Here is a 26,087-nt window from a genome sequence, read left to right as displayed (position 1 = left end):
TCGGGGGAAGCAGAAAGAGATTGGTCGGCTGTCAGGCCGCCATCACGCCCTGAGCCTTTCCGTCAACGCGATTTTGCTGTGTTCAGCTCGCTGGTCAACGGCGAGCCGTGCCGGAGCAAGGCCTGTAAATAAACCTTTTCGTCGTACACGGTGCTGGTCTTCCAGCACCGATAAACGATCCGGATCCACTTGAACGCCAAGGCCCTGAGGGCGGCTTGGTAAGAGCAGCCTTTGGCCCTTTGCTGGCGATAATAAGCTTCTGCCCACACCGATTGATTGATGCTGTGTGCAGCCCACTCAACAAAGGTCTGGCGCAAAAAAGTTGCGCATTGATAGCGCCAATGAACGACTTTTTTCTTGCCGCTACGTTCGGTAACCGGTGCGATCCCGGCGTATCGCTGCATCGAACTGGCATCCTTGAAGCGATCTCGCTGCTCACCAAAAGCCACCATCAACCGTGGCGCAAGCTGCTGCCCCGCGCCGGGCAAGGCCTGGAAGAGGCGGTAGTCGGCCAGGGTATTGGCGGTTTTTTCGATCTCCCGATCAAAGTCTTTGATCGCCGTGATGACCCCTTTCAGTTGCGAGACCAGGGCCAGCACATACAGCGCTGAAGGACTGACCACGCCTGGATCTTCAGTCAACGGCATGGCTTTGGTGATCAACGCCAAACGCTGCTGATTGAGTTCAGCATGGCGAACATTATGCGCGTGAAGGAACTTCAAAACGCTGGCCGGCCGAGCGCGCTTAAGCACTTCAAATGTCGACCAGCGCGCCAAAAACTCACAGAAAACCAGCGTGTCATGGTCATGAAACAGCTCAAGAGCCAACGGATAATACTGTTTGAGCATGCAGACCAGACGGTTGCTGATCTTGACCCGGTCATCGACCAGCCCACGGCGATGTTCGGTCAGACTGGCGAGCGAACGCATGGCGGAGCTTTGCTGGACCAGTTGAGGAAACCGTTCTGGGTGATTCAGCAACAGCTCAAGCGCCCATTGAGCATCCGTTGGATCATCCTTGGCGCCACTGGGGACGAAGGTTTTACGGTGCCGGGCCAAGGTGCTCGGATTGATCGGAAAGATACAAAAAAACTCATATTTTTGCAGAGCCGCTATCAGTGGCCCTTTGTTCAGCTCCACGGCGACCGCGATCGGGCCACCGTAACGTTGATGCAGCGACTTGGCCCAGCGATCAATCGACTCGGGCTTGTGGTCGATGACCTCGAAACTCCGCTGAGCCTCTCCAGTTATCTGCAAACAGATGTCGTGCTTGGCATCTGCCCAATCAATTCCGATATAAGCAGTGAACCTCTGAGACAGGAGCGTTTGCATGGAACACCTCCACAGGCGCTAAAGTACATGCAGGGACATGCATGCTTGCGTCCAGCGAAGGCGATATAGAGAGCCGTGTCGGGCTTTCCCTGAGAATTCGTTAGAGGGCGCAAGCGCACCTGTGGGCTCGAAGGTGATGGCGTAATCATCGAGTGCTTCGCGAGCATATTCGTAGCCCGCAGGTGCATGTTCCTTCCTCGCCGACAGCGAACTTCCAGCGAAGTCAGTATGGAAGAGAAAGGAACGGACTACCTATATCGCGAGCAGGCTCACTCCTACAAGGGCCCGGCGTACACCCGCTTTTCACCACTCAACAGGCCGAGCGTTAGCTCGCCTGCAGCTCTTGATCTTGATCTACCCGCCCCTTTCGGGAGGCTGAGTGGAGGTGTTCATCCGGGGAGTGGCGCGCAGCGCCGTTCGACGCAGTCGAACACGCTGCATGTAGGTGCAGCGAAGCCAACCGGAGGGCAGTGTCCCCGGATGGATACCGGAGCGAAGGAACGCCGAGCCTAGGCGAGGGGCCGGACGCTTGGGGCGAGACCTTTGGTTACTTTGGGGCGTTTGCCAAAGTGACACGCCGTAAGGGCGGAACCATAAGCGGCCGTTACCGCAGGAATGGATATGTACACCTCAAAGAGATTAGTCGGCTGTCAGGCCGCTATCGCAGGCAAGCCAGCTCCCACATTAAATCGGCGGACATCTGAAGGAGATGGGTTGGCTGTCAGGCCGCCTTCGCGAGCAAGCCCGCTCCCACAGGGGAATGATGTACGCCTGCAAGATTATTGGTGTGCTATCAGGCTCGCTCCCACCATTTGACCACTGCACATCTGTTCGAAAGCGATCATTTATCAGACGCTCACCCTCTGGAAAAAACCAAAAGCGCTACCGCAAGCAACAACGGGTTGCACCTCCGGTACTACCAACACACCAACGCACCCCCCACCAAATCCAAAATCCAAAGACCACCCACAGATGTCCACCGACAAACAGTAACGAAACAATCTGCCCCCTCAGACACAACAACCCTTTAAACAACAAACACCTACCCACCGAACTGGAACTCAATCTCATTCACGCCCGCCAGCCCCTCAATGAGGGGTATAAATAAGTAACACCGCGCTCCAACCGGGTGCGAAAGCCAAGCCAATTGCCCCGCCACGGTGCGTCAGTTGCACCGAAAAAACCCTGCGCAAACGGTCAAATGCGCGCGAATTTATACATATGCGACATTAAGGTACGTTCGTGCCACTGTTTAAGGCCTGTGGTCGTTCAGGATCTTGCAATGGGTATGGCCCCTGCATAAGTATCCGCAGGCACGACTCACGAGGTCGTCCTCTAATTCCAAAAATGACAACAAATCATGAGGCCAACATGCTTAAACACGCGGTCATTCCGTTTTTAGTCGGCGCCAGCTTGTTAGCTGCCGCACCTTTCGCCCAAGCGGCGACTAACCTGGTGTTCTGCTCCGAAGGGAGCCCGGCCGGTTTTGATCCTGGTCAGTACACCACCGGAACCGACTTCGACGCCTCTGCAGAAACCATGTTCAACCGCCTGACCCAGTTCGAGCGCGGCGGCACCGCTGTGATTCCTGGTCTGGCGACCAAGTGGGACATCTCCGATGATGGCCTGACTTACACCTTTCACCTGCGTGAAGGCGTGAAGTTCCACACCACCCCGTACTTCAAGCCGACTCGTGAGTTCAACGCCGACGACGTGCTGTTCACCTTCAATCGCATGATTGACAAGAACGACCCGTTCCGCAAAGCGTACCCGACCGAATTCCCGTACTTCACCGACATGGGGATGGACACCAACATCACCAAGATCGATAAAGTCGACGACCACACCGTCAAGTTCACCCTCAAAGAAGTTGATGCCGCGTTCATTCAGAACATGGCGATGAGCTTCGCGTCGGTCCAGTCTGCTGAGTACGCTGCCCAGCTGCTGAAAGAAGGCAAAGCCGCCGATATCAACCAGAAGCCGGTCGGCACTGGCCCGTTCGTGTTCAAGAGCTACCAGAAAGATTCCAACATCCGCTACACCGGGAACAAGGACTACTGGAAGCCTGACGACGTCAAGATCGACAACCTGATCTTCGCCATCACCACCGACCCGTCGGTACGTATTCAGAAGCTGAAAAAGGGCGAGTGCCAGATCACTCTGTTCCCACGTCCGGCCGACCTGAAAGCGCTGCAAGAAGACAAGACCTTGAAGGTGCCTAACCAGGCTGGTTTCAACCTGGGTTACATCGCCTACAACGTGATGGACAAAATCAAGGGCAGCGATCAGCCGAACCCGATGGCCCAACTGAAAGTGCGTCAGGCACTGGACATGGCCGTCAACAAGCAGCAGATCATCGACTCCGTTTACCAGGGTGCTGGTCAACTGGCCGTCAACGCCATGCCGCCAACCCAGTGGTCTTACGACACCACCATCAAGGATGCTCCGTACAACCCTGAGAAAGCCAAAGAGCTGCTCAAGGAAGCCGGCATCAAGGAAGGCACCGAGATCAACCTGTGGGCGATGCCGGTGCAGCGTCCGTACAACCCGAACGCCAAGCTGATGGCTGAAATGCTGCAGTCCGACTGGGCCAAGGTCGGCATCAAAGCCAAGATCGTGACCTACGAGTGGGGCGAGTACATCAAGCGCTCCAAAGGCGGCGAAAACGGCGCGATGCTGATTGGTTGGAGCGGCGACAACGGTGACCCGGACAACTGGCTGAACGTGCTGTTCGGCTGCGACTCGCTGCAGGGCAACAATTTCTCCAAGTGGTGCGACAAGAAGTTTGACGGCATCGTCAAAGAAGCTAAACGCACAACCGATCAGGGCAAGCGCACCGAACTGTACAAACAGGCGCAACACGTCCTCAAAGACGCTGTTCCGATGACACCTATCGCTCACTCGACGGTGTTCCAACCCATGCGCAACAACGTTGAAGACTTCAAGATCAGCCCGTTTGGCTTGAACTCCTTCTACGGCGTCAGCGTCAGCAAATAAGGTTTTGCAACGGCGACGTTTTTAACGTCGCCGTTGCTTTATCTGCCGAGAAAGTAGGAAACCGCCTACATCCAATTCCGTCGCGGATGACCGCCGTGATATCGGATGCGTTGCCTTTTCCCACAAGTCTTTCGGACTCTACGCATTTACTGCCAGACCCACGGCTCATACCGTCGGGATCTGACCAGTGCATGCGTGGGTTCTCGGTTTGTTGCATGCCATGGTTTGAACTCAGTGATGCTTCCACGTCCCCGGACGGGACGGCGGCTCATTGAAAACACTTAGCGAACGAGAAAAGGGAGCGTCATGCGCCATACCTTGGTTTTATCCGCATTGCTGGGCACCGGCCTGCTGGCCGCCACTTCCATCAGCCAGGCCGCCAATAACAGCCTGGTGTTCTGCTCCGAGGGCAGCCCCGCTGGCTTCGACACTGCGCAGTACACGACATCGACGGACAACGATGCCGCCGAGCCGTTGTACAACCGATTGGCAGAGTTTGAAAAAGGCGCCACCAACGTCGTACCAGGCCTGGCGACAAGCTGGGATATTTCCGAGGACGGCCTCAAGTACACCTTTCACCTGCGCGAAGGGGTGAAATTTCACACAACCAAATACTTCACACCGACCCGTGATTTCAACGCCGATGACGTGCTGTTCACGTTCAATCGCATGCTCGATCCGCAGCAACCTTTCCGTAAGGCTTATCCGACCGAGTTCCCGTATTTCAACGGGATGAGCCTGAACAAGAACATCGCCAAGGTCGAGAAGACCGGGCCGCTGACCGTGGTCATGACGCTCAACAGCGTCGATGCCGCGTTCATCCAGAACATCGCCATGAGCTTCGCCGCCATTCTGTCCGCCGAATACGCCGACAAACTGCTGGCCGAAGGCAAACCGAGCGACATCAACCAGAAGCCGATCGGCACTGGCCCGTTCGCGTTCAAGAGCTACCAGAAAGATTCCAACATCCGCTACACCGGCAACAAGCAGTACTGGGACCCGAGCCGGGTCAAGCTCGACAACCTGATCTTCTCGATCAACACCGACGCATCGGTGCGTGTCCAGAAACTAAAGGCCAATGAGTGCCAGATCACCCTGAGCCCGCGCCCCGCCGACGTACCAGCGCTGAAGAACGACCCGGCACTCAAGCTCATCGAGAAGCCCGGTTTCAACCTTGGCTACATCGCCTACAACGTCCGCCACAAACCGTTTGACCAGCTCGAAGTGCGTCAGGCGCTGGACATGGCGGTGAACAAGCAAGGCATTCTCAACGCCGTCTACCAGGGCGCCGGCCAACTGGCCGTCAACGCCATGCCGCCGACCCAGTGGTCCTACGACGACACCATCAAGGACACCGTCTACAACCCGGAAAAAGCCAAGGAATTGCTCAAGGCTGCCGGCGTGAAAGAAGGCACCGAAATCACCTTGTGGGCGATGCCCGTGCAGCGCCCTTACAACCCGAACGCCAAGTTGATGGCCGAAATGCTCCAGGCTGACTGGGCAAAAATCGGTCTCAAAGTGAAGATCGTCAGCTACGAATGGGGCGAGTACATCAAGCGCACCAAGAATGGCGAGCACGACGTCAGCCTGATTGGCTGGACCGGTGACAATGGGGACCCGGACAACTGGCTCGGCACGCTTTACAGCTGCGACGCCATTGGCGGCAACAACTACTCCATGTGGTGCGATCCGGCTTACGACAAGTTCATCAAGCAGGCCAAGGTCGTCACCGACCGCGACCAGCGCACCGTGCTCTACAAACAGGCGCAGCACTACCTCAAGCAACAAGTGCCGATCACGCCTATCGCCCATTCGACGGTCAACCAGCCGTTGAGCGCCAAAATCGAAGGATTCAAGGTGAGTCCATTCGGTCGCAACGTGTTCTCGGGCGTCAGTATCGACCAATAACCGATTAGCCAGAACGCTGGGGGCGCATTGCGCCCTCACGCAAGCGTATTGCCGTAATTCGCTAATCCGGCCCACAGCAAACGTTTGCGAAGCCTTAATTGAGTTCTAAACCAAATAGCCGGATCACCAAAAAAGACCGGCATTAAAAAAAAGAAAGTAAGGAGCTTCACCCATGAAACTGAGCAGCACCGCGTTATTGGCCCTGGCCATCAGCAGCGTAACCGCCACGGCTTACGCAGAAACCCAAAGCCAGGCGTTCACGCCGGTTACCGTGAAAGAAAAAAGCGCCCAAAGCGAAGCCACTGGTTTCGTCGAAGGCCAATCAGTCACCGGTTCCACGCGTAACTGGTATGCGAACGAGTCGTTCAAACGGGGCGCGACGCTCAACTATCGTAAAAATGGTGAGACTCGCACCACTGACCGTCGTATCAACTGGGTGCAAGGCACAATCATCAAGTACAACTCGGGCTTCACCGAGGGCACTGTAGGTTTCAGCACCGAAGTGGCTGCCTACAACGCCATTGCCCTGGACCGTGATCGCAAAGATCTCGCGTCCGGCAACGGTGGTGCTCCTGAGCCAGGCCGCAGTGGCCGTGGCAACAACCGTACGCTGACCGAAAACGGCGGTGACGCGGTTGATCAGTGGAGCAAACTGGGCCTGGCCAACGTCAAGGCACGCTTCTCCAACACCACGCTGACGGCCGGTCGCCAGAACTTCAGCAGCCCGCAAGTGGATGTCATCGGTAACCGTCCACTGCCTTCGAGCTTTGAAGGTGTCAGCCTGCACAGCGAAGAGCTGGAAAACCTGTCTTTCGACATCGCCACTTTCGACCGTAACTCGCCGCGTACCGAACAGAGCCAGCGCAAGTTCCGTTCCGAATACGGCGACGGTACTGCCGAAGCGGATCACGTCAACACCGCCGGTATCACCTACCAGCCGTTTGCCAGCCTGACCACCAGCCTGTGGGGCACCCAGGCTGAAGACCTGTGGAACCAGTACTACTTCGGCGCTACCCACGTTCTGGGTGACAGCTCGGTACTGAGCCTGACCACCGGCCTGAACTACTACAAGACCGTCGACGAAGGCAAAAAACTGCTGGGCGAAATCGACAACGACACCTACTCCCTGTCGTTCGGCCTGACCCACCAGGCCCACAGCCTGACCTTCTCGTACCAGGAAGTGAACGGTAACGAGTACTTCGACTACCTGCACGAAACCAACGGCATCTACCTGGCCAACTCCTTGCTGTCGGACTTCAACGGCCCGAACGAGAAATCCTTCCAGATCGCCTACGGCCTGAACATGGCTGAATACGGCATTCCAGGCCTGAAATTCAACATTTACCAGGCTCGCGGTTGGGGCATCGACGGTACTCACTACAACAGCACCGGCTACGGCGACGTGAAGGGGATGGACGGCGAGCACCATTACGAATACGGCATCGGTACTTCGTACGCCGTGCAGAGCGGCCCGCTCAAGGCCACCACTGTTCGCGCGACCTACACCGCTCACCGCGCCAGCGAAAACCAGGCGGATGGCAGCCTCAACGAGTTCCGTCTCGTGACCACCATCCCGTTCAACATTTTGTAATGCACCCGCCGAACGGCTGATTCAGTGACGAATCGGCCGTTCGGCTTTTGTCCTTTAACCGATTGCAGAGGGTTCTTGATGAAAATGCTTCCCCTACGTGCGGCCATTGCAGCCGCGTTGCTGAGTGTCGCTGTTGGCGTCTCGGCCAAACCCCTGGTGGTCTGCACCGAAGCCAGCCCGGAAGGCTTCGATATGGTCCAGTACACAACTGCAGTCACAGCCGATGCGGTGGCCGAAACCATCTTCAATCGTCTGGCGGACTTCAAGCCCGGCACCACTGAAGTGATTCCGGCACTGGCCGACTCCTGGGACATCAGCGAGGACGGTCTGACTTACACGTTCCACCTGCGTAAAGGCGTCAAGTTTCACACCACCGAATACTTCAAGCCGACCCGCGACATGAATGCCGACGATGTGGTCTGGAGCTTCCAGCGTCAGCTGGACCCGAACCACCCATGGCACAAACTGTCGAGCGTGGGCTTCCCTTACTTTGAAAGCATGGGCTTCAAGGAACTGCTGAAAAGCGTCGAGAAAGTTGACGACAACACCGTCAAATTCACCCTGACCCGTCGCGAAGCGCCGTTCCTGGCGGACATCGCCATGGCGTTCTCTTCGATCTACCCCGCCGAGTACGCTGACCAGCTGCTCAAGGCGAACAAGACCGGCGACCTGAACAACAAACCGGTCGGCACCGGTCCGTTCATTTTCCAGCGTTACGCCAAGGACGCGCAGGTTCGTTTCAAGGCCAACCCGGATTACTTCCGTGGCAAGCCGCCGGCGGACTCGTTGATCCTCGCGATCGCCACCGATAACAACGTGCGCCTGCAAAAACTCAAGGCCAACGAGTGCCAGATCGCGCTGTATCCGAAACCGGATGACATCCCGAGCATCAAGAAAGACGCCAAACTGAGCGTCGATGAACTGAACGCGATGACCGTTTCGTACATCGCCATGAACACCACGCACAAGTACATGAGTGATGTGCGGGTGCGCAAAGCCATCGACATCGCCTTCGATAAAGAGGCTTATGTCAACGCGCTGTTTGGTAAAGGCAATGCGACGGTGGCGGTCAATCCGTTCCCGGACACGCTGCTGGGCTACAACCACAGCCTGAAGAACCCGGCCCGTGATCTGGACAAGGCCCGCGCCCTGCTCAAGGAAGCCGGCGTGCCGGAAGGCACCACCTTCACCCTGTTCACCCGCAACGGTGGCGGCCCGACCAACCCGAACCCGATGCTCGGCGCGCAGATGATGCAGGCGGATCTGGCCAAGGTCGGAATCAAGATCGACATCCGCGTGATGGAATGGGGCGAAATGCTCAAACGCGCGAAAAACGGCGAGCACGATATGGTTTCCGCCGGATGGGCGGGCGATAACGGCGACCCGGATAACTTCCTGACGCCTATGCTCAGTTGCGAAGCCGCGAAGAACGGCGAAAACTACGCACGCTGGTGCAACACCAAGTTCCAGACGCTGATCGACCAGGCCCGTGAAAAGACCGACCCGGCCGAGCGGGCAGCGCTATACGAACAGGCTCAGGTTATTTTTAACCAGGACCAGCCATGGATCAGCATGGCGCACACTAGAATGTTCACCGCAATGCGCAACAACGTAGAGGGCTATCACATTAGCCCCCTCACCACTAATAACTTCGCCACCACCCAGGTGAAGTAGATAAGAAAACTCCCGGTGTCCCTGACTCCAGGGACACCAGGCACGCCTAACCGGCTGATGAGGTACACCACAAGATGTTTAGTTTTATTGCCCGCCGATTGGGGTTATTGATCCCCACATTCTTCGGCATCACCTTGCTGACTTTCGCGTTGATTCGCATGATTCCTGGCGACCCCGTGGAAGTGATGATGGGCGAACGTCGGGTCGACCCCGAAATGCACGCTCAGGCAATGGAACGCCTTGGCCTGAACAAACCGCTGTATGCCCAGTACCTGGACTACATCGGCAAGTTGGCCCACGGCGACCTTGGCGAATCCCTGCGTACCCGTGAAAGCGTCTGGAGCGAATTCAGCTCTCTATTCCCCGCGACCCTGGAACTGTCCATGGCCGCGCTGTTGTTCGCCGGCATCCTGGGCCTTCTGGCCGGGGTGATTGCGGCACTCAAGCGAGGATCCCTGTTCGACCATGGGGTGATGGGCATCTCCCTGGCGGGATATTCGATGCCGATCTTCTGGTGGGGCCTGATCCTGATCATGTTCTTCTCGGTATCCCTGGGCTGGACCCCAGTGTCCGGGCGGATCGACCTGCTCTACGACATCGAGCCGCGGACCGGCTTCATGCTGATCGACACGCTGCTTGCCGATGACGTCGGTGCGTTCTTCGATGCCCTGCATCACCTGATCCTGCCGGCCATCGTGCTCGGCACCATCCCGCTGGCCGTAATTGCGCGGATGACCCGTTCTTCGATGCTCGAAGTACTGCGTGAAGACTACATCCGTACCGCCCGCGCCAAAGGCCTGTCGCCGTCGCGCGTGGTGTTTGTTCACGGTCTGCGCAACGCACTGATCCCGGTACTGACCGTGGTCGGCCTGCAAGTCGGCACATTGCTGGCGGGTGCGGTTCTGACCGAAACCATCTTCTCGTGGCCCGGCATCGGCAAATGGCTGATCGAAGCCATTGGCGCACGGGACTATCCCGTGGTGCAGAACGGCATCCTGTTAATCGCCTGCCTGGTGATTCTGGTGAACTTCGTGGTGGACATCCTCTACGGCTTCGCCAACCCACGCATCCGTCACCAGCGCTGAGATCATCATGACCATGACCACTCCAGCTTCAACTACAAATCAAGCGGTAACAGTCGATCAAAGCCTGCTGTACCCGTCTCCGTACAAAGAATTCTGGCAAGCGTTTTCCAAGAACAAAGGCGCCGTTGCCGGCCTGATGTTCATGCTGCTGGTGATTTTCTGCGCGATCTTCGCGCCGTGGGTTGCCCCGCATGACCCAAGCGAGCAATACCGTGACTTCCTGCTGACCCCGCCATCCTGGCTGGAAGGTGGGCAGATCCAGTTCCTGCTGGGCACCGATGAACTGGGTCGCGACCTGCTGTCGCGGCTGATCAACGGTTCGCGCCTGTCCCTGCTGATCGGCTTGTCGTCGGTGGTGATGTCGCTGATTCCGGGCATCCTTCTGGGTCTGTTCGCCGGGTTCTTCCCACGCCTGCTCGGCCCGACCATCATGCGTCTGATGGACATCATGCTGGCCCTGCCGTCCCTGCTGCTGGCCGTGGCGATTGTCGCCATCCTCGGCCCTGGCCTGATCAACACCATTATTGCCATCGCCGTGGTTTCGTTGCCGTCCTATGTTCGTCTGACCCGCGCTGCGGTGATGGGCGAATTGAACCGCGACTATGTGACCGCCGCGCGCCTGGCCGGTGCCGGTCTGCCGCGCCTGATGTTCGTCACCGTGCTGCCAAACTGCATGGCGCCGCTGATCGTTCAGGCCACCTTGAGCTTCTCCTCGGCGATTCTCGATGCCGCGGCACTGGGCTTCCTCGGCCTTGGCGTTCAACCGCCAACCCCTGAGTGGGGCACCATGCTGGCTTCGGCTCGCGACTACATCGAACGCGCCTGGTGGGTCGTCAGCCTGCCTGGTTTGACCATTTTGCTCAGCGTGCTGGCAATCAACTTGATGGGCGACGGTCTGCGCGATGCGCTGGACCCGAAACTCAAGAACGCCGCCTGAGGAGATTCAAATGTCACTGTTAGAAATCAAGAATCTCAACGTTCGCTTCGGCGACAAGAACGCCGTTCCGGTGGTTGACGGTCTCGACATTACCGTGGACAAGGGCGAAGTCCTGGCCATCGTTGGCGAGTCGGGTTCCGGCAAGTCCGTGACTATGATGGCGTTGATGGGCCTGATCGAACATCCGGGGATCGTCACCGCCGACGCCCTGAATTTCGATGGCAAGAACATGCTCAAGCTCAGCAACCGTCAGCGTCGGCAAATCGTCGGCAAAGACCTGGCCATGGTCTTCCAGGACCCGATGACCGCGCTGAACCCGAGCTACACCGTCGGTTTCCAGATCGAAGAAGTGCTGCGCCTGCACCTGAAAATGTCCAGCAAGCAAGCCCGCAAGCGCGCCATCGAACTGCTGGAAAAAGTTGAAATACCGGGTGCCGCCAGCCGTATGGAGGCTTACCCGCATCAACTCTCCGGTGGCATGAGCCAGCGTGTTGCGATCGCCATGGCCATTGCCGGCGAGCCGAAACTGCTGATCGCCGACGAACCGACCACCGCACTGGACGTAACGATTCAGGCGCAGATCATGGACCTGCTGCTGGCACTGCAGAAAGAGCAGAACATGGGCCTGGTGCTGATCACTCACGACCTCGCGGTCGTGGCCGAAACCGCTCAGCGCGTGTGCGTGATGTACGCAGGTCAAGCGGTGGAAGTCGGTCAGGTGCCACAACTGTTCGACATCCCGGCGCACCCGTACAGCGAAGCCCTGCTCAAGGCGATTCCGGAACACAGCCTGGGTGCCACGCGCCTGGCCACGCTGCCGGGTATCGTTCCCGGCCGCTATGACCGTCCGCAGGGTTGCCTGCTGTCGCCACGCTGCCCGTATGTGCAAGACAGCTGCCGCGCGCAGCGTCCGACCCTCGACCCGAAAAGCAACAGCCTCGCCCGCTGCTTCTACCCGCTGAATCAGGAGGTGGCGTAATGGCCGTCGTACTTACCGCCCGCGACCTGACCCGCCACTACGAAGTGTCCCGGGGCCTGTTCAAGGGCCATGCGACCGTGCGCGCCCTCAACGGTGTGTCGTTCGAACTGGAAGCCGGCAAGACCCTCGCCGTTGTAGGCGAATCGGGCTGCGGCAAATCCACCCTGGCCCGTGCCCTGACGCTGATCGAAGAACCGTCCTCCGGCTCTTTGAAAATCGCCGGGCAGGAAGTCACCGGTGCTGACAAGGCTCAACGCAAACAGCTGCGCAAAGATGTGCAGATGGTATTCCAGAGCCCGTACGCGTCGCTGAACCCACGGCAGAAAGTCGGTGATCAGCTTGCAGAGCCTTTATTGATCAACACCAACCTGAGCGCCTCGGAACGTCGCGAGAAAGTCCAGGCGATGATGAAGCAGGTGGGCTTGCGTCCCGAGCACTACCAGCGTTATCCGCACATGTTCTCTGGCGGTCAGCGCCAGCGGATCGCCCTGGCCCGCGCGATGATGCTGCAACCGAAAGTGCTGGTGGCGGACGAACCGACCTCGGCACTGGACGTGTCGATTCAGGCGCAGGTGCTGAACCTGTTCATGGATCTGCAGCAAGAGTTCAACACCGCCTACGTGTTCATCTCGCACAACCTGGCAGTGGTGCAACACGTTGCCGATGACGTGATGGTGATGTACCTCGGCCGCCCGGTGGAAATGGGCCCGAAGAACGACATCTACGAGCGTCCGCTGCACCCGTACACCCAGGCGTTGCTGTCGGCCACCCCGACCATTCACCCGGACCCGAACAAGCCGAAAATCAAGATCGTCGGCGAGTTGCCAAACCCGTTGAACCCGCCGTCGGGCTGCGCTTTCCACAAGCGCTGCCCGTACGCGACCGAGCGCTGCAGCACCGAAGAGCCGGCCCTGCGCCTGCTCGACAGCCGCCAGGTGGCTTGCCACTACGCCGAGCAATTCCTCGACGGCGCCGCGTAAAAATGTGGGAGCGAGCCTGCTCGCGATAGCGGTCTCTCAGTCGACATAAGATGTTGACTGAAATATCGCCTTCGCGAGCAGGTCGAATCGTCGCACCGTCGCTCCCACAGGGATTTGCGATCTGTTCAATAACCCCTTCTGCCCCGGCTGCGCATCAGTCGGGGAAGAAGGGGTTTTCTTTTGCCTGCGGTTTACGTCTGGCTGTCATCGTCGCTGTCGGGCTCCTCAGTGGTCGAATCGTCATCGTCCGCACTGCCGCCCTGCCCCTGATCACCCGGTTCGGACTCGGACTTGGCAAGCATCAGATCACCCTGCACCACCGTCCCGCTCGACGCCTGAGTATCATGATCCTCACATCCGGCCCACACCGCCGAACTGCCGAGGGACAACATCACCACCACCTTCAACAGCAATAAAATCCGGAACAATCTGTTCATAGCCGATTCCATCCTTTTGCGGGTGAAACACTAGTGCCTGACTGGCGCTGTATGAAATCTAGTAGCGCTCAGACAGGTTCTCCAGATAGGACGCTAACTAACGGGCGGAAATGCCGTCAGCGGCCAGATTGGTTTCTGATAACCCCCATAACCGAATCAGCTAAGCGAAGTGGCGCGCCCCGTTTGTGGATCAAGCACTTTCAAGTCGCCCAAACGAGTGGCCTGATAAATCAGCGGGGTAGACAGCAAGGCCAGCGCGGCGCTGACGAACCAGACCATGTGCCCACCGAAATGGCCATAGAGCTGACCGCCAAGTACCGGTGAAAGCAGTGCGCTTGCACTCCAGCACATGAAGAACAGGCCGAAGTACTGGCCGCTTTTTCCGGCTTGCGCGTGCTGCATGACGAGTACATTCAGCGGCGGCATGAACAGGGCTTCCCCCAGCGTCCAGACCACCGTCGAAAGACAGGCGTAAAACACCCCGGAACCGAGCGGCAACATGCCGAGTCCGACCGCCAGCAACACACATCCCGCCACCAGTTGCCGGCGCGCGCCCCAGCGTTCGCCCCAGTGCGACAGCGGTATTTGCAAGACCACAATCAGCATCGCATTGAGCCCGAATTGCCAGCCGATGGCTTCCGTGCTCAATCGGTAGTAATCGCGCAGGTAATTGCCGAGCATGCTGTAGATCGAGTCGAACGCCATGCCGAGCAGGATCACCGCAGCCAGCAACCAGAGGAACGGTCGATCTCGATAAGGGACGCCTGTGCCTGCGCCGGCATCAGGCGTTTCGTCAGGAATCAGCACCGGTCGGTGCCATGTCGTGCGGACAAACCAAAGCAACGCCAGCAGCGTCATCGCCGCGCTGACAAAAAACACCCAACGAAAATCGGCCTGCGCCAGCACCCCGCCCGCCAGGCCGGCGGCAGCCATCCCGAGGTTTCTGGCGACACGGCTCAATGCCTGCGCGCGAGGACGCTGCGCCACCTCGCAGTACTCCATGATCAGCCGCTGATGCAGCGTACGAATCGACCCGTCGAGTGTCCCGCTGAGCAAAAGTAGACCCGCCAGCAGCGGCACCTGCGTGGTCAGCCCGAGCAAGACCAGCGTCCACACCGAGGCAAAAAACAGCGCCGCCGTCAGCCGCGCCGTGGACACATGATCGCTGAGCCATCCGCCCAGCATCGAGCCGATCAGCAGCCCGGCTCCGTAAGCGGATAGCAGCCAGCCGACGGTTTCAATCGACAGCCCGAGTTCCTGACGCAGGTACAGCGCCATGAACAGCTTGACCATGCTGCTCAAGCGATTGATGAAAAGCAGCGCCGCCAGCACCCAGGCCATGGTGCAGAAATAGCCGTCCAGCCGCAGCAGGTGAGTCAGCCGACTCGTCATTCCATTGATCCTTGAAAAGGCAGCTATTTGTGAATTGCCTTTCGAACAGTAGACGGCTACGACTTGGTTGTCGCGAGTAAAAACGCCAACAATGCAAAACCAGAGTCAAGCTACGAAATCAGGAAAAAAGACCTACAGGAAAGTCTTACCCGGTCGTCGATTCGAACCCGTTTAATGGTCAAAAAAAAACCCACTGTGTTCACAGTGGGCTTTGGGGTGTTATCGCTCAGCGCTTAGTGATGCTCACGCGTCGCACGGAATTTCACGTCCGGCCAGCGCTCTTCCATCAGTGCCAGGTTGACCCGCGTCGGGGCCAGATAGGTCAGGTGACCACCGCCGTCGACTGCAAGGTTTTCCACAGCCTTGTTGGAGAATTCCTCGAGCTTCTTCTTGTCTTCGCAATCGATCCAGCGCGCGGAATAAACGGTGATCGGCTCGTAAGAGCACTCAACCTTGTATTCCTCTTTCAAGCGGCTGGCGACCACATCGAACTGCAGCACACCGACGGCGCCGAGGATGATGTCGTTGCTGCGCTCGGGGAAGAACACCTGGGTGGCACCCTCTTCCGCCAATTGCTGCAAGCCTTGACGCAGTTGCTTGGATTTCAGCGGGTCACGCAGGCGCACGCGACGGAACAGTTCCGGGGCGAAGTGCGGGATACCGGTGAAACCGAGGACTTCGCCTTCGGTGAAGGTGTCGCCGATCTGGATGGTGCCGTGGTTGTGCAAACCGATGATGTCGCCGGCAAACGCTTCTTCCAGTTGCTCACGCTCGGAGGAGAAGAAGGTCAGCGCATCGCCGATCCGCACATCTTTGCCCGTGCGCACGTGGCGCATCTTCATGCCTTTTTCGTATTTGCCGGAGCAGATACGCATGAAGGCGATGCGGTCACGGTGTTTCGGGTCCATGTTCGCCTGGATCTTGAACACGAAGCCGGCGAATTTCTCTTCGACCGGTTCCACGGTGCGTTCGTTGGCGACACGGGCCAGCGGTTTCGGCGCCCAGTTGACCACGGCGTCGAGCACGTGATCGACACCGAAGTTGCCCAGTGCAGTACCAAAGAACACCGGGGTCAGTTGGCCGTCGAGGAATTCCTGTTGATTGAATTCGTGGCATGCACCCTGCACCAGTTCCAGCTGATCGACGAAGCGATCGTACTCGTCGCCCAAGTGCGCGCGAGCTTCATCGGAATCGAGCTTCTCGATGATTTTGATATCGGTGCGCTCGTGGCCGTGGCCCGCGGTGTACACGATGATGTAGTCGTCGGCGAGGTGATAAACGCCTTTGAAATCGCGGTAGCAGCCGATCGGCCAGGTGATTGGCGCCGCCTTGATCTTCAGGACCGCTTCGATTTCGTCGAGCAGTTCGATCGGGTCGCGGATATCACGGTCGAGTTTGTTGATGAAGCTGACAATCGGCGTGTCACGCAGACGGCAGACGTCCATCAGCGCGATGGTCCGTGGCTCTACGCCCTTACCGCCGTCGAGGACCATCAATGCCGAGTCCACCGCTGTCAGGGTGCGGTAGGTATCTTCGGAGAAGTCTTCGTGGCCCGGGGTGTCGAGCAGGTTGATCATGTGGTCGCGATACGGGAACTGCATGACCGACGTGGTAATGGAAATACCCCGTTGTTTTTCCATTTCCATCCAGTCGGAGGTGGCATGGCGGTCGGATTTACGGGATTTCACCGTGCCAGCAATCGCAATCGCCTTGCCCATCAGCAAGAGCTTCTCGGTGATGGTGGTTTTACCGGCATCGGGGTGGGAAATGATGGCGAAAGTGCGGCGTTTCGCGACTTCGGCGGCCTGTTTGGTCATGGGAAATCGCCTGGCAGGTGATTCAAAAAAGGGCGGCGAGTATAGCGCAAACACTGCCTTACGGACCACCGTTCGCCCGTGTAGCAGCTGCCGAGCAGCGCGAGGCTGCGTTCGGCGGCGCAGCCGTCGTAAAACCAGACGCTGCGGTGTATCAGACACACCGCGATGGGTGACTCGACGACGGCTTCGCCGCCGAACGCAGCCTCGCAAGCTCGACAGCTGCTACGGGAGGCAAACGAGATGCGTGGTAGCTAAATGCTGCTAAATATGGAACCTTTTAAAAGGTGCAGACGTCCACTCCCCTGTTACTGCACTCGTACCAGGGGCTGAAAAATCAGCAAGTTGGCCTGACGAGGCTGCGCTTATGGCTCGATTCATGTCCCTTTGAGGACATAGAACGCGCTGCTTCTCGCGAACGCTTTTATCCCGGCAGCCAGGAATGGCATGCCACACGGGACTGCGTTTGCCGACAAAGAAAAAAGGAGTCCGCCTGTGGCTATTCGCTATGGCAAGGGGCTGATAGGAGGTGCGGTTGTCGTCGCCCTCCTGGCCCTGCTGGTCCATTGGATTGGCATCAACACGATCGAACATTACCGCGACGATTTGTTGTTTTACCTGCAAGCTCATCTGATTCTCGTCCTTGTCTCCATGCTGGCCGCCCTTGTTGTGGGCATCCCCGCCGGTATCTTTCTCAGCCGCCCGACGATGGTTGGCCGCGCTGAACGCTTCATGCAGATCTTCAACATCGGCAACACCGTGCCGCCTCTTGCCGTACTGGCCATCGCCCTGGGGATCCTCGGCATCGGCAGCGGTCCCGCGATCTTCGCCCTGTTCCTCGCCTCGCTGTTGCCGATCGTGCGCAACACCTATGAAGGCCTGAAAAACGTCCAGGGATCGCTCAAGGAAGCGGCCGTCGGCATTGGCATGACGCCGACTCAAGTGCTGTGGCGAGTCGAATTGCCGAACGCTGTGCCGATCATCATCGGTGGCGTGCGCGTGGCCCTGGCGATCAACGTCGGGACGGCACCGCTGGCATTCCTGATTGGCGCCAACAGTCTGGGCAGTCTGATTTTCCCGGGCATCGCCCTGAACAATCAGCCGCAACTGCTGCTCGGCGCGGCCTGCACCGCCCTGCTGGCCTTGCTGCTCGACGGTCTGGTGACACTCACCAGCCGCCTCTGGCTCGAACGCGGCTTGCGCCCGTCTTAAGCCTCGGCAAAGGAATATTTATGAAAAAACTTAGCTTATTAATAGGCTGCGCCTTGCTGTTCGCAGGATTGGCCCAAGCCGCTGAAAAACCGGTGATCCGCATCGGAGCCCGGGTGTTCACCGAACAAACCCTGCTGGCGGAAATCACCTCCCAATACCTGCGCACCAAGGGTTACGACACCCAGGTGACCGGCGGTCTGGGCAGCAACCTGGCCCGTAGCGCCCACGAAAGTGGCCAACTGGACCTGATGTGGGAATACACCGGCGTGTCGCTGGTGGCTTACAACCACGTCACCGAAAAACTCGATAGCGCACAGTCCTACGCCAAGGTGAAAGAACTCGACGCGAAAAAAGGCCTGATCTGGCTGACCCCGTCGAAGTTCAGCAACACCTACGCCCTGGCCTTGCCGGAAAAAACGGCGAAGGCTTACCCGCAGATCAACACCATCAGCGAGCTGAACACGGTGCTGCAGGCCGAGCAGAAGGACAATCACCTGGTGGCGCTCGATACCGAGTTTGCCAACCGTTCCGACGGCCTGGCGGGCATGGTTGAGCTGTACGGCATGAGCCTGACCCGCAAGAACACCCGCCAGATGGACGCCGGCCTGGTCTACACGGCCTTGAGCAATGGCCAGGTGTTCGCTGGCCTGGTTTACACCACCGACGGTCGCCTGAATGCCTTCAAGCTCAAGTTGCTGGAAGACGACAAGCACTACTTCCCGGACTACACCGCCGCACCGGTGGTGCGCCAGGTTTACCTCGACGCCCATCCAAAACTCGCCGAAGAGATCAAGCCACTGGCCGAACTGTTCGACGACGCGACCATGCGTGCGCTGAATGCGCGGGTCGACGTCGGGCACGAAAGTCCTTCATCCGTTGCCGCAGATTTCCTGCGCCAGCACCCCATCAACTGAGGAGGAGAAGACATGGAATTTCTGAACGCCTTTTCCCATCTCGACTGGCCGCTGGTGCTGCACCTGACCTGGCAGCACATCACCCTGGTCGGCATCGCCGTGACCCTGGCGATTCTGGTCGGTGTGCCGCTGGGCATCCTGATGACGCGTTTCCCGACACTCGCTGGGCCGCTGCAAGCCAGCGCCACCGTGCTGCTGACCGTGCCGTCGATTGCGCTGTTCGGCCTGCTGCTGCCGTTCTACTCAAAATTCGGCCAGGGCCTGGGCCCGATGCCGGCGATCACGGCGGTGTTTCTGTACTCGCTGCTGCCGATCATGCGTAACACCTACCTCGCCCTGACCGGCGTCGAACCAGGCATTCGCGAAGCCGCTCGCGGCATCGGCATGACCTTCGGCCAGCGCCTGCGAATGGTCGAACTGCCGATTGCGGTGCCGGTGATCCTAGCCGGCGTGCGCACCGCCGTGGTCATGAACATTGGTGTCATGACCATCGCCGCGACCATCGGCGCCGGTGGCCTCGGTGTACTCATTCTCGCTTCAATCAGCCGCAGCGACATGTCGATGCTGATTGTCGGCGCCGTGCTGGTCAGTCTCCTGGCCATCTTCGCCGACCTGCTTCTGCAATGGCTGCAACGCACGCTGACTCCAAAAGGACTGCTCAAATGATCGAACTTCAAAACCTCAGCAAAACCTTCCAAAGCAACGGCAAAGATGTGAAAGCCGTGGACTCGGTAAGCCTGACCGTCAATGAAGGCGAGATCTGCGTGTTCCTCGGGCCATCGGGCTGCGGCAAAAGCACCACGCTGAAGATGATCAACCGCCTGATCAAGCCGACCTCGGGCAAGATTCTGATCAACGGCGAAGACACCACCGACCTCGACGCCGTGACCCTGCGTCGCAACATCGGTTATGTGATCCAGCAGATCGGTCTGTTCCCGAACATGACCATCGAGGAAAACATCACCATCGTTCCGCGCCTGCTGGGCTGGGACAAACAGAAATGCCACGACCGCGCCCGCGAGTTGATGAGCATGATCAAGCTGGAACCCAAGCAGTATCTGACTCGCTATCCGCGTGAGTTGTCGGGCGGTCAGCAGCAGCGGATCGGCGTGATTCGCGCACTGGCGGCGGATGCGCCGTTGTTGCTGATGGATGAGCCGTTCGGCGCGGTCGACCCGATCAACCGCGAGATGATCCAGAACGAGTTCTTCGAGATGCAGCGCGCGCTGAACAAGACCGTGATCATGGTCAGCCACGACATCGACGAAGCCATCAAGCTGGGCGACAAGATTGCGATCTTCCGTGCGGGCAAGTTGCTGCAGATCGATCACCCGGACACCCTGCTGGCGCATCCGGCGGATGATTTTGTCAGCAACTTCGTTGGCCAGGACAGCACCCTCAAACGTCTGTTGCTGGTGAAGGCTGAAGACGCGGCGGACAACGCGCCGTCGGTGAGCCCGGAAACGCCGGTGGCTGAAGCCCTGGAGTTGATGGACGAACTGGACCGTCGCTATGTGGTGGTCACTGACGGTGAGAACAAGGCGCTGGGTTATGTACGACGTCGAGACCTGCATCGTCAGACCGGTACCTGCGCGCAGTACTTGCGCGAGTTCAATGCCACAGCGGCGTACGACGAGCATTTGCGCATCCTGTTGTCGCGAATGTACGAGTTCAACCGCTCGTGGTTGCCGGTGATGGATGCCGAGCGGGTGTTCCTGGGGGAAGTGACGCAGGAATCGATTGCCGAGTATTTGAGCTCCGGCAAGTCTCGTGGGGGCAAGACCAGCATTGTTTCGCCTGCCGAGACTGCTGTCGCCTGACCTGACGCCATCGCTAGCAGGCTAGCTCCCACATTGGATCTGTGGTGTGCATGCAATCTGTGCAACAACATAAATCCCCTGTGGGAGCTAGCCTGCTAGCGATTGGGGCAAACACAATTCCCGCCTGAAACACCTCAAATCTCCCACCCACGGGAACATCACACTGTCATGCAGGTCGGTTACATCAGTAACTGTCGGGGACCGCACGACGGAAGCGTGCAAAAACGCGACATTTTTTGTTGATCTCAAGCCCCTCACGCCCTAAAGTTCGCGCCGAACGTCCATGCTGGAAACGATCCATCCGGCTCAAGTACTGACGACGAGACAGCAAGGCCAAGGGAAGCACCGCTCCCATGGCCTTTTTGCTTTCGGCGACATGCCTTGGGAAGTAGGCGAACCAAAGTGGGGATACGGAGGACGTTCATTTGCACCCATTGTTAATCTCAGTTTGCCAGTAGGAGTTCCCAGCATGTCGATCAACGTCGAAGACTATTACGCGCGCGATACCTTCAATAAATTGAAAGCCTTCGCCGACACGCAAGAAACCCCGTTCGTGGTCATCGACACCGCGATGATCAGCCAGGCCTACGACGACCTGCGCGCCGGTTTCGAATTTGCCAAGGTCTATTACGCAGTCAAGGCCAACCCGGCCGTGGAAATCATCGACCTGCTCAAAGAAAAAGGTTCGAGCTTCGACATCGCCTCGATCTACGAGTTGGACAAGGTTATGGACCGTGGTGTCAGCGCTGACCGTATCAGCTACGGCAACACCATCAAGAAATCCAAGGACATCCGCTACTTCTACGAGAAGGGCGTGCGTCTGTTCTCCACCGACTCCGAAGCCGACCTGCGCAACATCGCCAAGGCTGCACCGGGCTCGAAAGTCTACGTGCGCATCCTCACCGAAGGCTCGACCACCGCTGACTGGCCTTTGTCGCGCAAATTCGGCTGCCAGACCGACATGGCCATGGACCTGCTGATCCTCGCCCGTGACCTGGGCCTGGTGCCTTACGGCATCTCGTTCCACGTTGGCTCGCAACAGCGTGACATCAGCGTCTGGGACGCGGCGATCGCCAAGGTCAAAGTGATCTTCGAGCGCCTGAAAGAAGAAGACGGCATTCACCTGAAGCTGATCAACATGGGCGGCGGCTTCCCGGCCAACTACATCACCCGCACCAACAGCCTGGAAACCTATGCTGAAGAAATCATCCGTTTCCTCAAGGAAGACTTCGGCGACGAACTGCCGGAAATCATCCTGGAACCAGGCCGTTCGTTGATTGCCAACGCCGGCATCCTGGTCAGCGAAGTCGTATTGGTCGCGCGTAAATCCCGTACCGCGGTAGAGCGCTGGGTGTACACGGATGTGGGCAAGTTCTCCGGCCTGATCGAAACCATGGACGAAGCCATCAAGTTCCCGATCTGGACCGAGAAGAAAGGCGAGATGGAAGAAGTGGTCATCGCCGGCCCGACCTGCGACAGCGCCGACATCATGTATGAAAACTACAAGTATGGTTTGCCGTTGAACCTGGCGATCGGTGATCGTTTGTACTGGTTGTCGACCGGTGCGTACACCACCAGCTACAGCGCAGTTGAATTCAATGGCTTTCCGCCGCTGAAATCCTTCTACGTATAAGCAATCTCATGAAAAAAGGTCCATAACATATGGACCTTTTTTTATTTCCGCAGCCATCCCTCAAAATGTTTCATCATCGCCATACACTCATTAGCGCCCTCCATAGCCGCGCCCAAACTGAAATTCAACTCCCCGAGTTTGGACGCGCTCCTTGCTCTCAAGAGCTCTCTGATCACGCCATCTATACGCTGATATATTTCCTCGATAAACACCCCCATCTGCGAGTTCACAGAAGCGAAGCTGTTAAATAACGCTGCAATATCGGCCTTATATTCTGCCGCCCTGACCGAAGCATCTCCGGAAGAGTAAGTGATGTCCCAGACCGGCGTGGTACCAACCTCGCGAAACAATTCCGCCACCACAGTCGGTTGTATATGGCATTGACAAGACCGATGGTTCATTGCCCCTGTGAATACCGAGTTCAACCCAAACGACTCCTGAAACAGTTCCGTGGTTGTAAACTTCAGTTGCCGCACAGCAGATTTCAACTCATCAAAGCGAAGAAATAACTCGTGAACCAGGTTTTGCACATTCCGTGGTGGAAACAATTTCCATGTCGGGGATCTGGACAACGTGTACATCCTGAAATCCACCTGATCAACAGGTTCGCTTCTGGAAGTTTGCTTAGTCAGTTCCAGCGACTCGCGGGTGAACATTGCGAGATCCTCAACATAACCATCGCATAGCAGTCTTGTTTCTTCAGTACGCCCCCAAAACTCCTGCAAATATCGCTCATTAAACCTGGCATTATTCAGGCGCGAATCCTTGGCCAGAACCGCGAGTTGGTGGCCGCTGATTCTACGGCGCTCAAACACAACTGGTATATTGTTGAATGTCGAGTGCAGGGAACCAAGGAAATGGGTGTAACGGTCTAACATTCGCCGCTGCGACGCGGTAAATTCATATGCAAGTATATTCATATCCTATGAGAGGGGCGGGCGCGCGGCCCACCTCCTCGACTCCTTATTACTGTTGAATAGTCTTCAAGTACTTGATAAGGTCTGCGATCCGCACAATCGCGACATCCGCTCGCTCCTCGACGGGCAGCGACTTATCTTGCTTGAGTTCGCGGGAAAACCTTTCGAAATCGGCCACCAGATTCGAAAATTCTTTCACATATGCCCAGCGCCCATCGTCCAACGCGTCCAGCGTCATTACCAACTCAATCTTTCCATCAATCTGGGCGATATCCCTGTTGTATTTTTGCAACTGCCCCTTCAGATCACCGGCTTTTTCCTTGAGCCTGTTGTATGCCTCCAACATGTTCAGATAATTAATAGCCTCCCCAATACCCGTGATCATTTTTTTAAGCGCATCAATCGCCAACAGTGCAATTGCAATCTGCGGCGGCGCCAAACCCAGTGCTTTCAGATTATCCAGCGATAGCTGAGCTTCCTCCCCAATTTTTTCGACTCCGGCTTTCCCGATCAAATCAATCGCTTCAGACACGGATTTCATCTGGTTATTCAGTTCAGTCAATTTTTCTTCGGATTTACTTTTGAGGTCTTCAGTGAGTGCCCGATCCTGCTGTAGCGTAACAACCCATTGTTCCGAGGTAGCCCGGTCATAGTGGACACTAATACTTTTATGGATACTTTTGAAATCTGCAGTTTGTGCGGACACCTTGTCGAACATATTTTTGAGCTCTGCCTCCATGTCCTCACGGACTTCATCCGCATCGTCCGGATACGCAAGCTCTGCCTGATAGCCTTTCAATTTTTTCTCTGAACGCTCAAAAATGATACTGCTTGCCTGGGCCCGGGTACGTAGATCGGACGTTGTCTTGTTGATCGCAAGCGCCAGATCATTCATTGTTCCTACTGTGCCCGGCAAGTAATCGTATTGCTGTACAAGCATTAGTGCCGTCGTGTTCGTGTCTTGCAGCGCGACATTATGTCCACGCAGGTTTGCGACACTGAAAACTGGATGTTCCGAATTGTTAAACAGCGACTGCATGTTTATCTTACTCTTAAAAATCAAACTACCATTCCCATACTCTCTATCCGCCTCTGCGAACACACCAAGCAGTTGATCCGAACTGACTTTGATTTGTTCCCAAGGATCAATGACGCTAAGTATCTGATTTTTGAACCGCCTCAAAGAAGTCGCCTCCTCCAACCCATCGACCTCTTGAATGGAGGCAGCGATATATAAACTCAGCGCATTCCACACCAGCATAAGATTTTGAGTGGCGGCCTCAGCTTCGATCGTAATGGAAGTCAGGTTCTGAAGATCATCACGCACTTTATTCAAAGAGTTCAGCGTCTGGTTTTTGCTGCCCATCTTTTGATTGGCGACTTGTTGTGCTTCCTTGAGACCATTTCGTTCCTTGCGTATTTTTTCAGCCTTGACACCCTGATAGATACCGAGAATCAACCCACCAATGTTGAGAGTCGCAGCCGCCTTGATCGCTTCCTGAACAAGTTGGTCATATTGTTTATTGAGCTCATCAATCTCTTTCGAGCGCTGGTCAATTTCATTCTGCAAATCCTGAACATCTTTCTGATACGTATTTTTGGTAACAAACTCCAATCGTAATTTTATTTCCGGCAGCACTTGCGCGCGCATATCGGCACCAAAACTATCAAGTTCTGCTCTTACCCTCTCGGCTTTTTCATGACACTGCTTAACCTTCGCAAGCATGTCATTGAGGTAGGCCTTGATATCCGGAACATCCCCCGAAGGCAACTCTAGATCGGGAAGATTCGGGAACGGGAGTTTCTGAAACTCCTCAGGTGTATTGATATTATGCTCTTCCAGGTATTTCGATGCCCTGTGGTCTTCGTAGACCTCTACAATTGCGTTACCCGTTCTGATAATACTGCCAGCGAAAACTTTAAGGTCGGTTCCTGTCAGCATTATTTTCTCGCGCAATGGCGACCAGCGCTTCGCATGGTCATACGTCATTGTGAAAGTGCGAAGAAAATCCTTTGCAGCAAGTCCCGTGCCGCCAGTATCACCGGCACCATAATTTAAATAAGCAACTACATCCGCAAGCCGAACGGGAAGAGAAAGCCCCAGGACCTCATACTTTCTCAAACTAATAATCTGCGCTGTGGTTAGCTGAATACCGGGCTCTCGATTATATTCCTCGCCCTCACCAAGCGATGCTTCCACAAATATCCTGGGCGCATTTGCAGCGGCCTCTACTACCTTATCATCTATCTTGAACGCCATCTGAGACTCCTTGTCTTTCCAGACGCTAATATTATTTAAGTTTACCCTCAATACTGACCAGTCGCTTCATGCAACCAAATTACAGATATCGAAGTGCCAAACCTTAGAGCACCATGACAATCACTCACAAGCGTTCAAATATTAAAATTCAAGACAACTCATTTACCGAATAGATTTGTATCGGATTGAAATCAAACCACTACGAC

At 56.8% G+C, this 26,087-nt stretch carries 19 protein-coding genes; 13 read left to right on the top strand and 6 right to left on the bottom strand.

The annotated features are described in order from the left end of the window. Positions 1–62: 62 nt before the first annotated feature. Positions 63–1,331 (bottom strand): IS110 family RNA-guided transposase, encoded by a 1,269-nt coding sequence (locus ACYZT8_RS04170; RefSeq protein ID WP_461973989.1) that lies wholly within the window; start codon positions 1,329–1,331, stop codon positions 63–65. Positions 1,332–2,702: 1,371 nt separating this feature from the next. On the opposite strand from ACYZT8_RS04170, the gene ACYZT8_RS04165 reads away from it, so the two are divergent. The 8 genes from ACYZT8_RS04165 (at position 2,703) to ACYZT8_RS04130 (ending at position 13,482) form a co-directional block, all read left to right on the top strand. Next, positions 2,703–4,328, top strand: coding sequence for an ABC transporter substrate-binding protein (locus ACYZT8_RS04165; RefSeq protein WP_461979464.1), 1,626 nt, complete (start codon positions 2,703–2,705; stop codon positions 4,326–4,328). 306 nt (positions 4,329–4,634) lie between these two features. Beyond that, a complete protein-coding gene (locus ACYZT8_RS04160; protein WP_461979462.1) occupies positions 4,635–6,236 on the top strand; it encodes an ABC transporter substrate-binding protein in 1,602 nt (533 codons plus the stop codon). A gap of 172 nt (positions 6,237–6,408) precedes the next feature. Further along, positions 6,409–7,827 carry an OprD family porin gene (locus ACYZT8_RS04155; RefSeq protein WP_461979460.1) on the top strand — a complete coding sequence of 473 codons (1,419 nt, stop codon included), beginning with the start codon at positions 6,409–6,411 and terminating at the stop codon, positions 7,825–7,827. A gap of 78 nt (positions 7,828–7,905) precedes the next feature. Next, the gene (locus tag ACYZT8_RS04150; protein ID WP_461979458.1) at positions 7,906–9,501 is read left to right on the top strand and encodes an ABC transporter substrate-binding protein; all 1,596 of its coding nucleotides are present in this window, start codon (positions 7,906–7,908) and stop codon (positions 9,499–9,501) included. Between the two features lie 74 nt (positions 9,502–9,575). Continuing rightward, on the top strand, positions 9,576–10,586 hold the full coding sequence (locus ACYZT8_RS04145; RefSeq protein ID WP_131063110.1) for an ABC transporter permease subunit: 1,011 nt from the start codon (positions 9,576–9,578) through the stop codon (positions 10,584–10,586). A gap of 7 nt (positions 10,587–10,593) precedes the next feature. After that, on the top strand, positions 10,594–11,523 hold the full coding sequence (locus ACYZT8_RS04140) for an ABC transporter permease subunit (RefSeq protein ID WP_371928440.1): 930 nt from the start codon (positions 10,594–10,596) through the stop codon (positions 11,521–11,523). Between the two features lie 10 nt (positions 11,524–11,533). Next, on the top strand, positions 11,534–12,502 hold the full coding sequence (locus tag ACYZT8_RS04135) for an ABC transporter ATP-binding protein (protein ID WP_461979455.1): 969 nt from the start codon (positions 11,534–11,536) through the stop codon (positions 12,500–12,502). After that, positions 12,502–13,482, top strand: coding sequence for a peptide ABC transporter ATP-binding protein (locus ACYZT8_RS04130; protein WP_123365247.1), 981 nt, complete (start codon positions 12,502–12,504; stop codon positions 13,480–13,482). The genes ACYZT8_RS04135 and ACYZT8_RS04130 overlap by 1 nt, the downstream gene beginning before the upstream one ends. Before the next feature lie 191 nt (positions 13,483–13,673). Here the strand turns inward: ACYZT8_RS04130 and ACYZT8_RS04125 are convergent, their stop codons facing one another. The 3 genes from ACYZT8_RS04125 to ACYZT8_RS04115 form a co-directional block, all read right to left on the bottom strand. Further along, positions 13,674–13,919, bottom strand: a complete 246-nt coding sequence (locus ACYZT8_RS04125) for a hypothetical protein (RefSeq protein ID WP_461979453.1) — start codon at positions 13,917–13,919, stop codon at positions 13,674–13,676. Between the two features lie 156 nt (positions 13,920–14,075). Further along, positions 14,076–15,311, bottom strand: a complete 1,236-nt coding sequence (locus tag ACYZT8_RS04120) for an MFS transporter (RefSeq protein ID WP_461979451.1) — start codon at positions 15,309–15,311, stop codon at positions 14,076–14,078. 233 nt (positions 15,312–15,544) lie between these two features. Then, positions 15,545–17,128 (bottom strand): peptide chain release factor 3, encoded by a 1,584-nt coding sequence (locus ACYZT8_RS04115; RefSeq protein WP_461979449.1) that lies wholly within the window; start codon positions 17,126–17,128, stop codon positions 15,545–15,547. 492 nt (positions 17,129–17,620) lie between these two features. Here ACYZT8_RS04115 and ACYZT8_RS04110 point away from each other — a divergent pair, with 492 nt between their 5' ends. The 5 genes from ACYZT8_RS04110 (at position 17,621) to ACYZT8_RS04090 (ending at position 22,704) form a co-directional block, all read left to right on the top strand. Next, on the top strand, positions 17,621–18,337 hold the full coding sequence (locus tag ACYZT8_RS04110) for an ABC transporter permease (protein WP_461979447.1): 717 nt from the start codon (positions 17,621–17,623) through the stop codon (positions 18,335–18,337). Between the two features lie 20 nt (positions 18,338–18,357). After that, positions 18,358–19,251 carry a glycine betaine ABC transporter substrate-binding protein gene (locus ACYZT8_RS04105; protein WP_461979445.1) on the top strand — a complete coding sequence of 298 codons (894 nt, stop codon included), beginning with the start codon at positions 18,358–18,360 and terminating at the stop codon, positions 19,249–19,251. A 12-nt stretch (positions 19,252–19,263) separates the two neighbouring features. Then, on the top strand, positions 19,264–19,917 hold the full coding sequence (locus ACYZT8_RS04100) for an ABC transporter permease (RefSeq protein WP_007942812.1): 654 nt from the start codon (positions 19,264–19,266) through the stop codon (positions 19,915–19,917). Then, entirely contained in the window at positions 19,914–21,071 is a 1,158-nt protein-coding gene (locus ACYZT8_RS04095; RefSeq protein WP_438658036.1) for an osmoprotectant ABC transporter ATP-binding protein OsmV, read from the top strand. The genes ACYZT8_RS04100 and ACYZT8_RS04095 overlap by 4 nt, the downstream gene beginning before the upstream one ends. Positions 21,072–21,540: 469 nt before the next feature. Then, positions 21,541–22,704, top strand: coding sequence for a type III PLP-dependent enzyme (locus ACYZT8_RS04090; RefSeq protein WP_438658037.1), 1,164 nt, complete (start codon positions 21,541–21,543; stop codon positions 22,702–22,704). Between the two features lie 41 nt (positions 22,705–22,745). Here ACYZT8_RS04090 and ACYZT8_RS04085 read toward each other — a convergent pair whose 3' ends face one another. Together ACYZT8_RS04085 and ACYZT8_RS04080 are read right to left on the bottom strand one after the other, a co-directional pair. Continuing rightward, a complete protein-coding gene (locus ACYZT8_RS04085) occupies positions 22,746–23,582 on the bottom strand; it encodes a hypothetical protein (RefSeq protein WP_461979442.1) in 837 nt (278 codons plus the stop codon). Positions 23,583–23,670: 88 nt separating this feature from the next. Continuing rightward, positions 23,671–25,881 (bottom strand): alpha-xenorhabdolysin family binary toxin subunit A, encoded by a 2,211-nt coding sequence (locus ACYZT8_RS04080; protein ID WP_461979440.1) that lies wholly within the window; start codon positions 25,879–25,881, stop codon positions 23,671–23,673. Positions 25,882–26,087 lie beyond the last annotated feature (206 nt).

The organism is Pseudomonas sp. LB3P93, assembly GCF_054898025.1.
The sequence above is the reverse complement of the archived record's forward strand: the minus strand, read 5'-3'. Positions and strand labels throughout refer to the sequence as shown.

What these genes read in the sequence shown, in the direction of transcription:
- ACYZT8_RS04170 (WP_461973989.1), bottom strand. Translation starts at nt 1,331, where the DNA reads ATGCAAACGCTCCTGTCTCAGAGGTTCACTGCTTATATCGGAATTGAT.
- ACYZT8_RS04165 (WP_461979464.1), top strand. Translation starts at nt 2,703, where the DNA reads ATGCTTAAACACGCGGTCATTCCGTTTTTAGTCGGCGCCAGCTTGTTA.
- ACYZT8_RS04160 (WP_461979462.1), top strand. Translation starts at nt 4,635, where the DNA reads ATGCGCCATACCTTGGTTTTATCCGCATTGCTGGGCACCGGCCTGCTG.
- ACYZT8_RS04155 (WP_461979460.1), top strand. Translation starts at nt 6,409, where the DNA reads ATGAAACTGAGCAGCACCGCGTTATTGGCCCTGGCCATCAGCAGCGTA.
- ACYZT8_RS04150 (WP_461979458.1), top strand. Translation starts at nt 7,906, where the DNA reads ATGAAAATGCTTCCCCTACGTGCGGCCATTGCAGCCGCGTTGCTGAGT.
- ACYZT8_RS04145 (WP_131063110.1), top strand. Translation starts at nt 9,576, where the DNA reads ATGTTTAGTTTTATTGCCCGCCGATTGGGGTTATTGATCCCCACATTC.
- ACYZT8_RS04140 (WP_371928440.1), top strand. Translation starts at nt 10,594, where the DNA reads ATGACCATGACCACTCCAGCTTCAACTACAAATCAAGCGGTAACAGTC.
- ACYZT8_RS04135 (WP_461979455.1), top strand. Translation starts at nt 11,534, where the DNA reads ATGTCACTGTTAGAAATCAAGAATCTCAACGTTCGCTTCGGCGACAAG.
- ACYZT8_RS04130 (WP_123365247.1), top strand. Translation starts at nt 12,502, where the DNA reads ATGGCCGTCGTACTTACCGCCCGCGACCTGACCCGCCACTACGAAGTG.
- ACYZT8_RS04125 (WP_461979453.1), bottom strand. Translation starts at nt 13,919, where the DNA reads ATGAACAGATTGTTCCGGATTTTATTGCTGTTGAAGGTGGTGGTGATG.
- ACYZT8_RS04120 (WP_461979451.1), bottom strand. Translation starts at nt 15,311, where the DNA reads ATGACGAGTCGGCTGACTCACCTGCTGCGGCTGGACGGCTATTTCTGC.
- ACYZT8_RS04115 (WP_461979449.1), bottom strand. Translation starts at nt 17,128, where the DNA reads ATGACCAAACAGGCCGCCGAAGTCGCGAAACGCCGCACTTTCGCCATC.
- ACYZT8_RS04105 (WP_461979445.1), top strand. Translation starts at nt 18,358, where the DNA reads ATGAAAAAACTTAGCTTATTAATAGGCTGCGCCTTGCTGTTCGCAGGA.
- ACYZT8_RS04100 (WP_007942812.1), top strand. Translation starts at nt 19,264, where the DNA reads ATGGAATTTCTGAACGCCTTTTCCCATCTCGACTGGCCGCTGGTGCTG.
- ACYZT8_RS04095 (WP_438658036.1), top strand. Translation starts at nt 19,914, where the DNA reads ATGATCGAACTTCAAAACCTCAGCAAAACCTTCCAAAGCAACGGCAAA.
- ACYZT8_RS04090 (WP_438658037.1), top strand. Translation starts at nt 21,541, where the DNA reads ATGTCGATCAACGTCGAAGACTATTACGCGCGCGATACCTTCAATAAA.
- ACYZT8_RS04085 (WP_461979442.1), bottom strand. Translation starts at nt 23,582, where the DNA reads ATGTTAGACCGTTACACCCATTTCCTTGGTTCCCTGCACTCGACATTC.
- ACYZT8_RS04080 (WP_461979440.1), bottom strand. Translation starts at nt 25,881, where the DNA reads ATGGCGTTCAAGATAGATGATAAGGTAGTAGAGGCCGCTGCAAATGCG.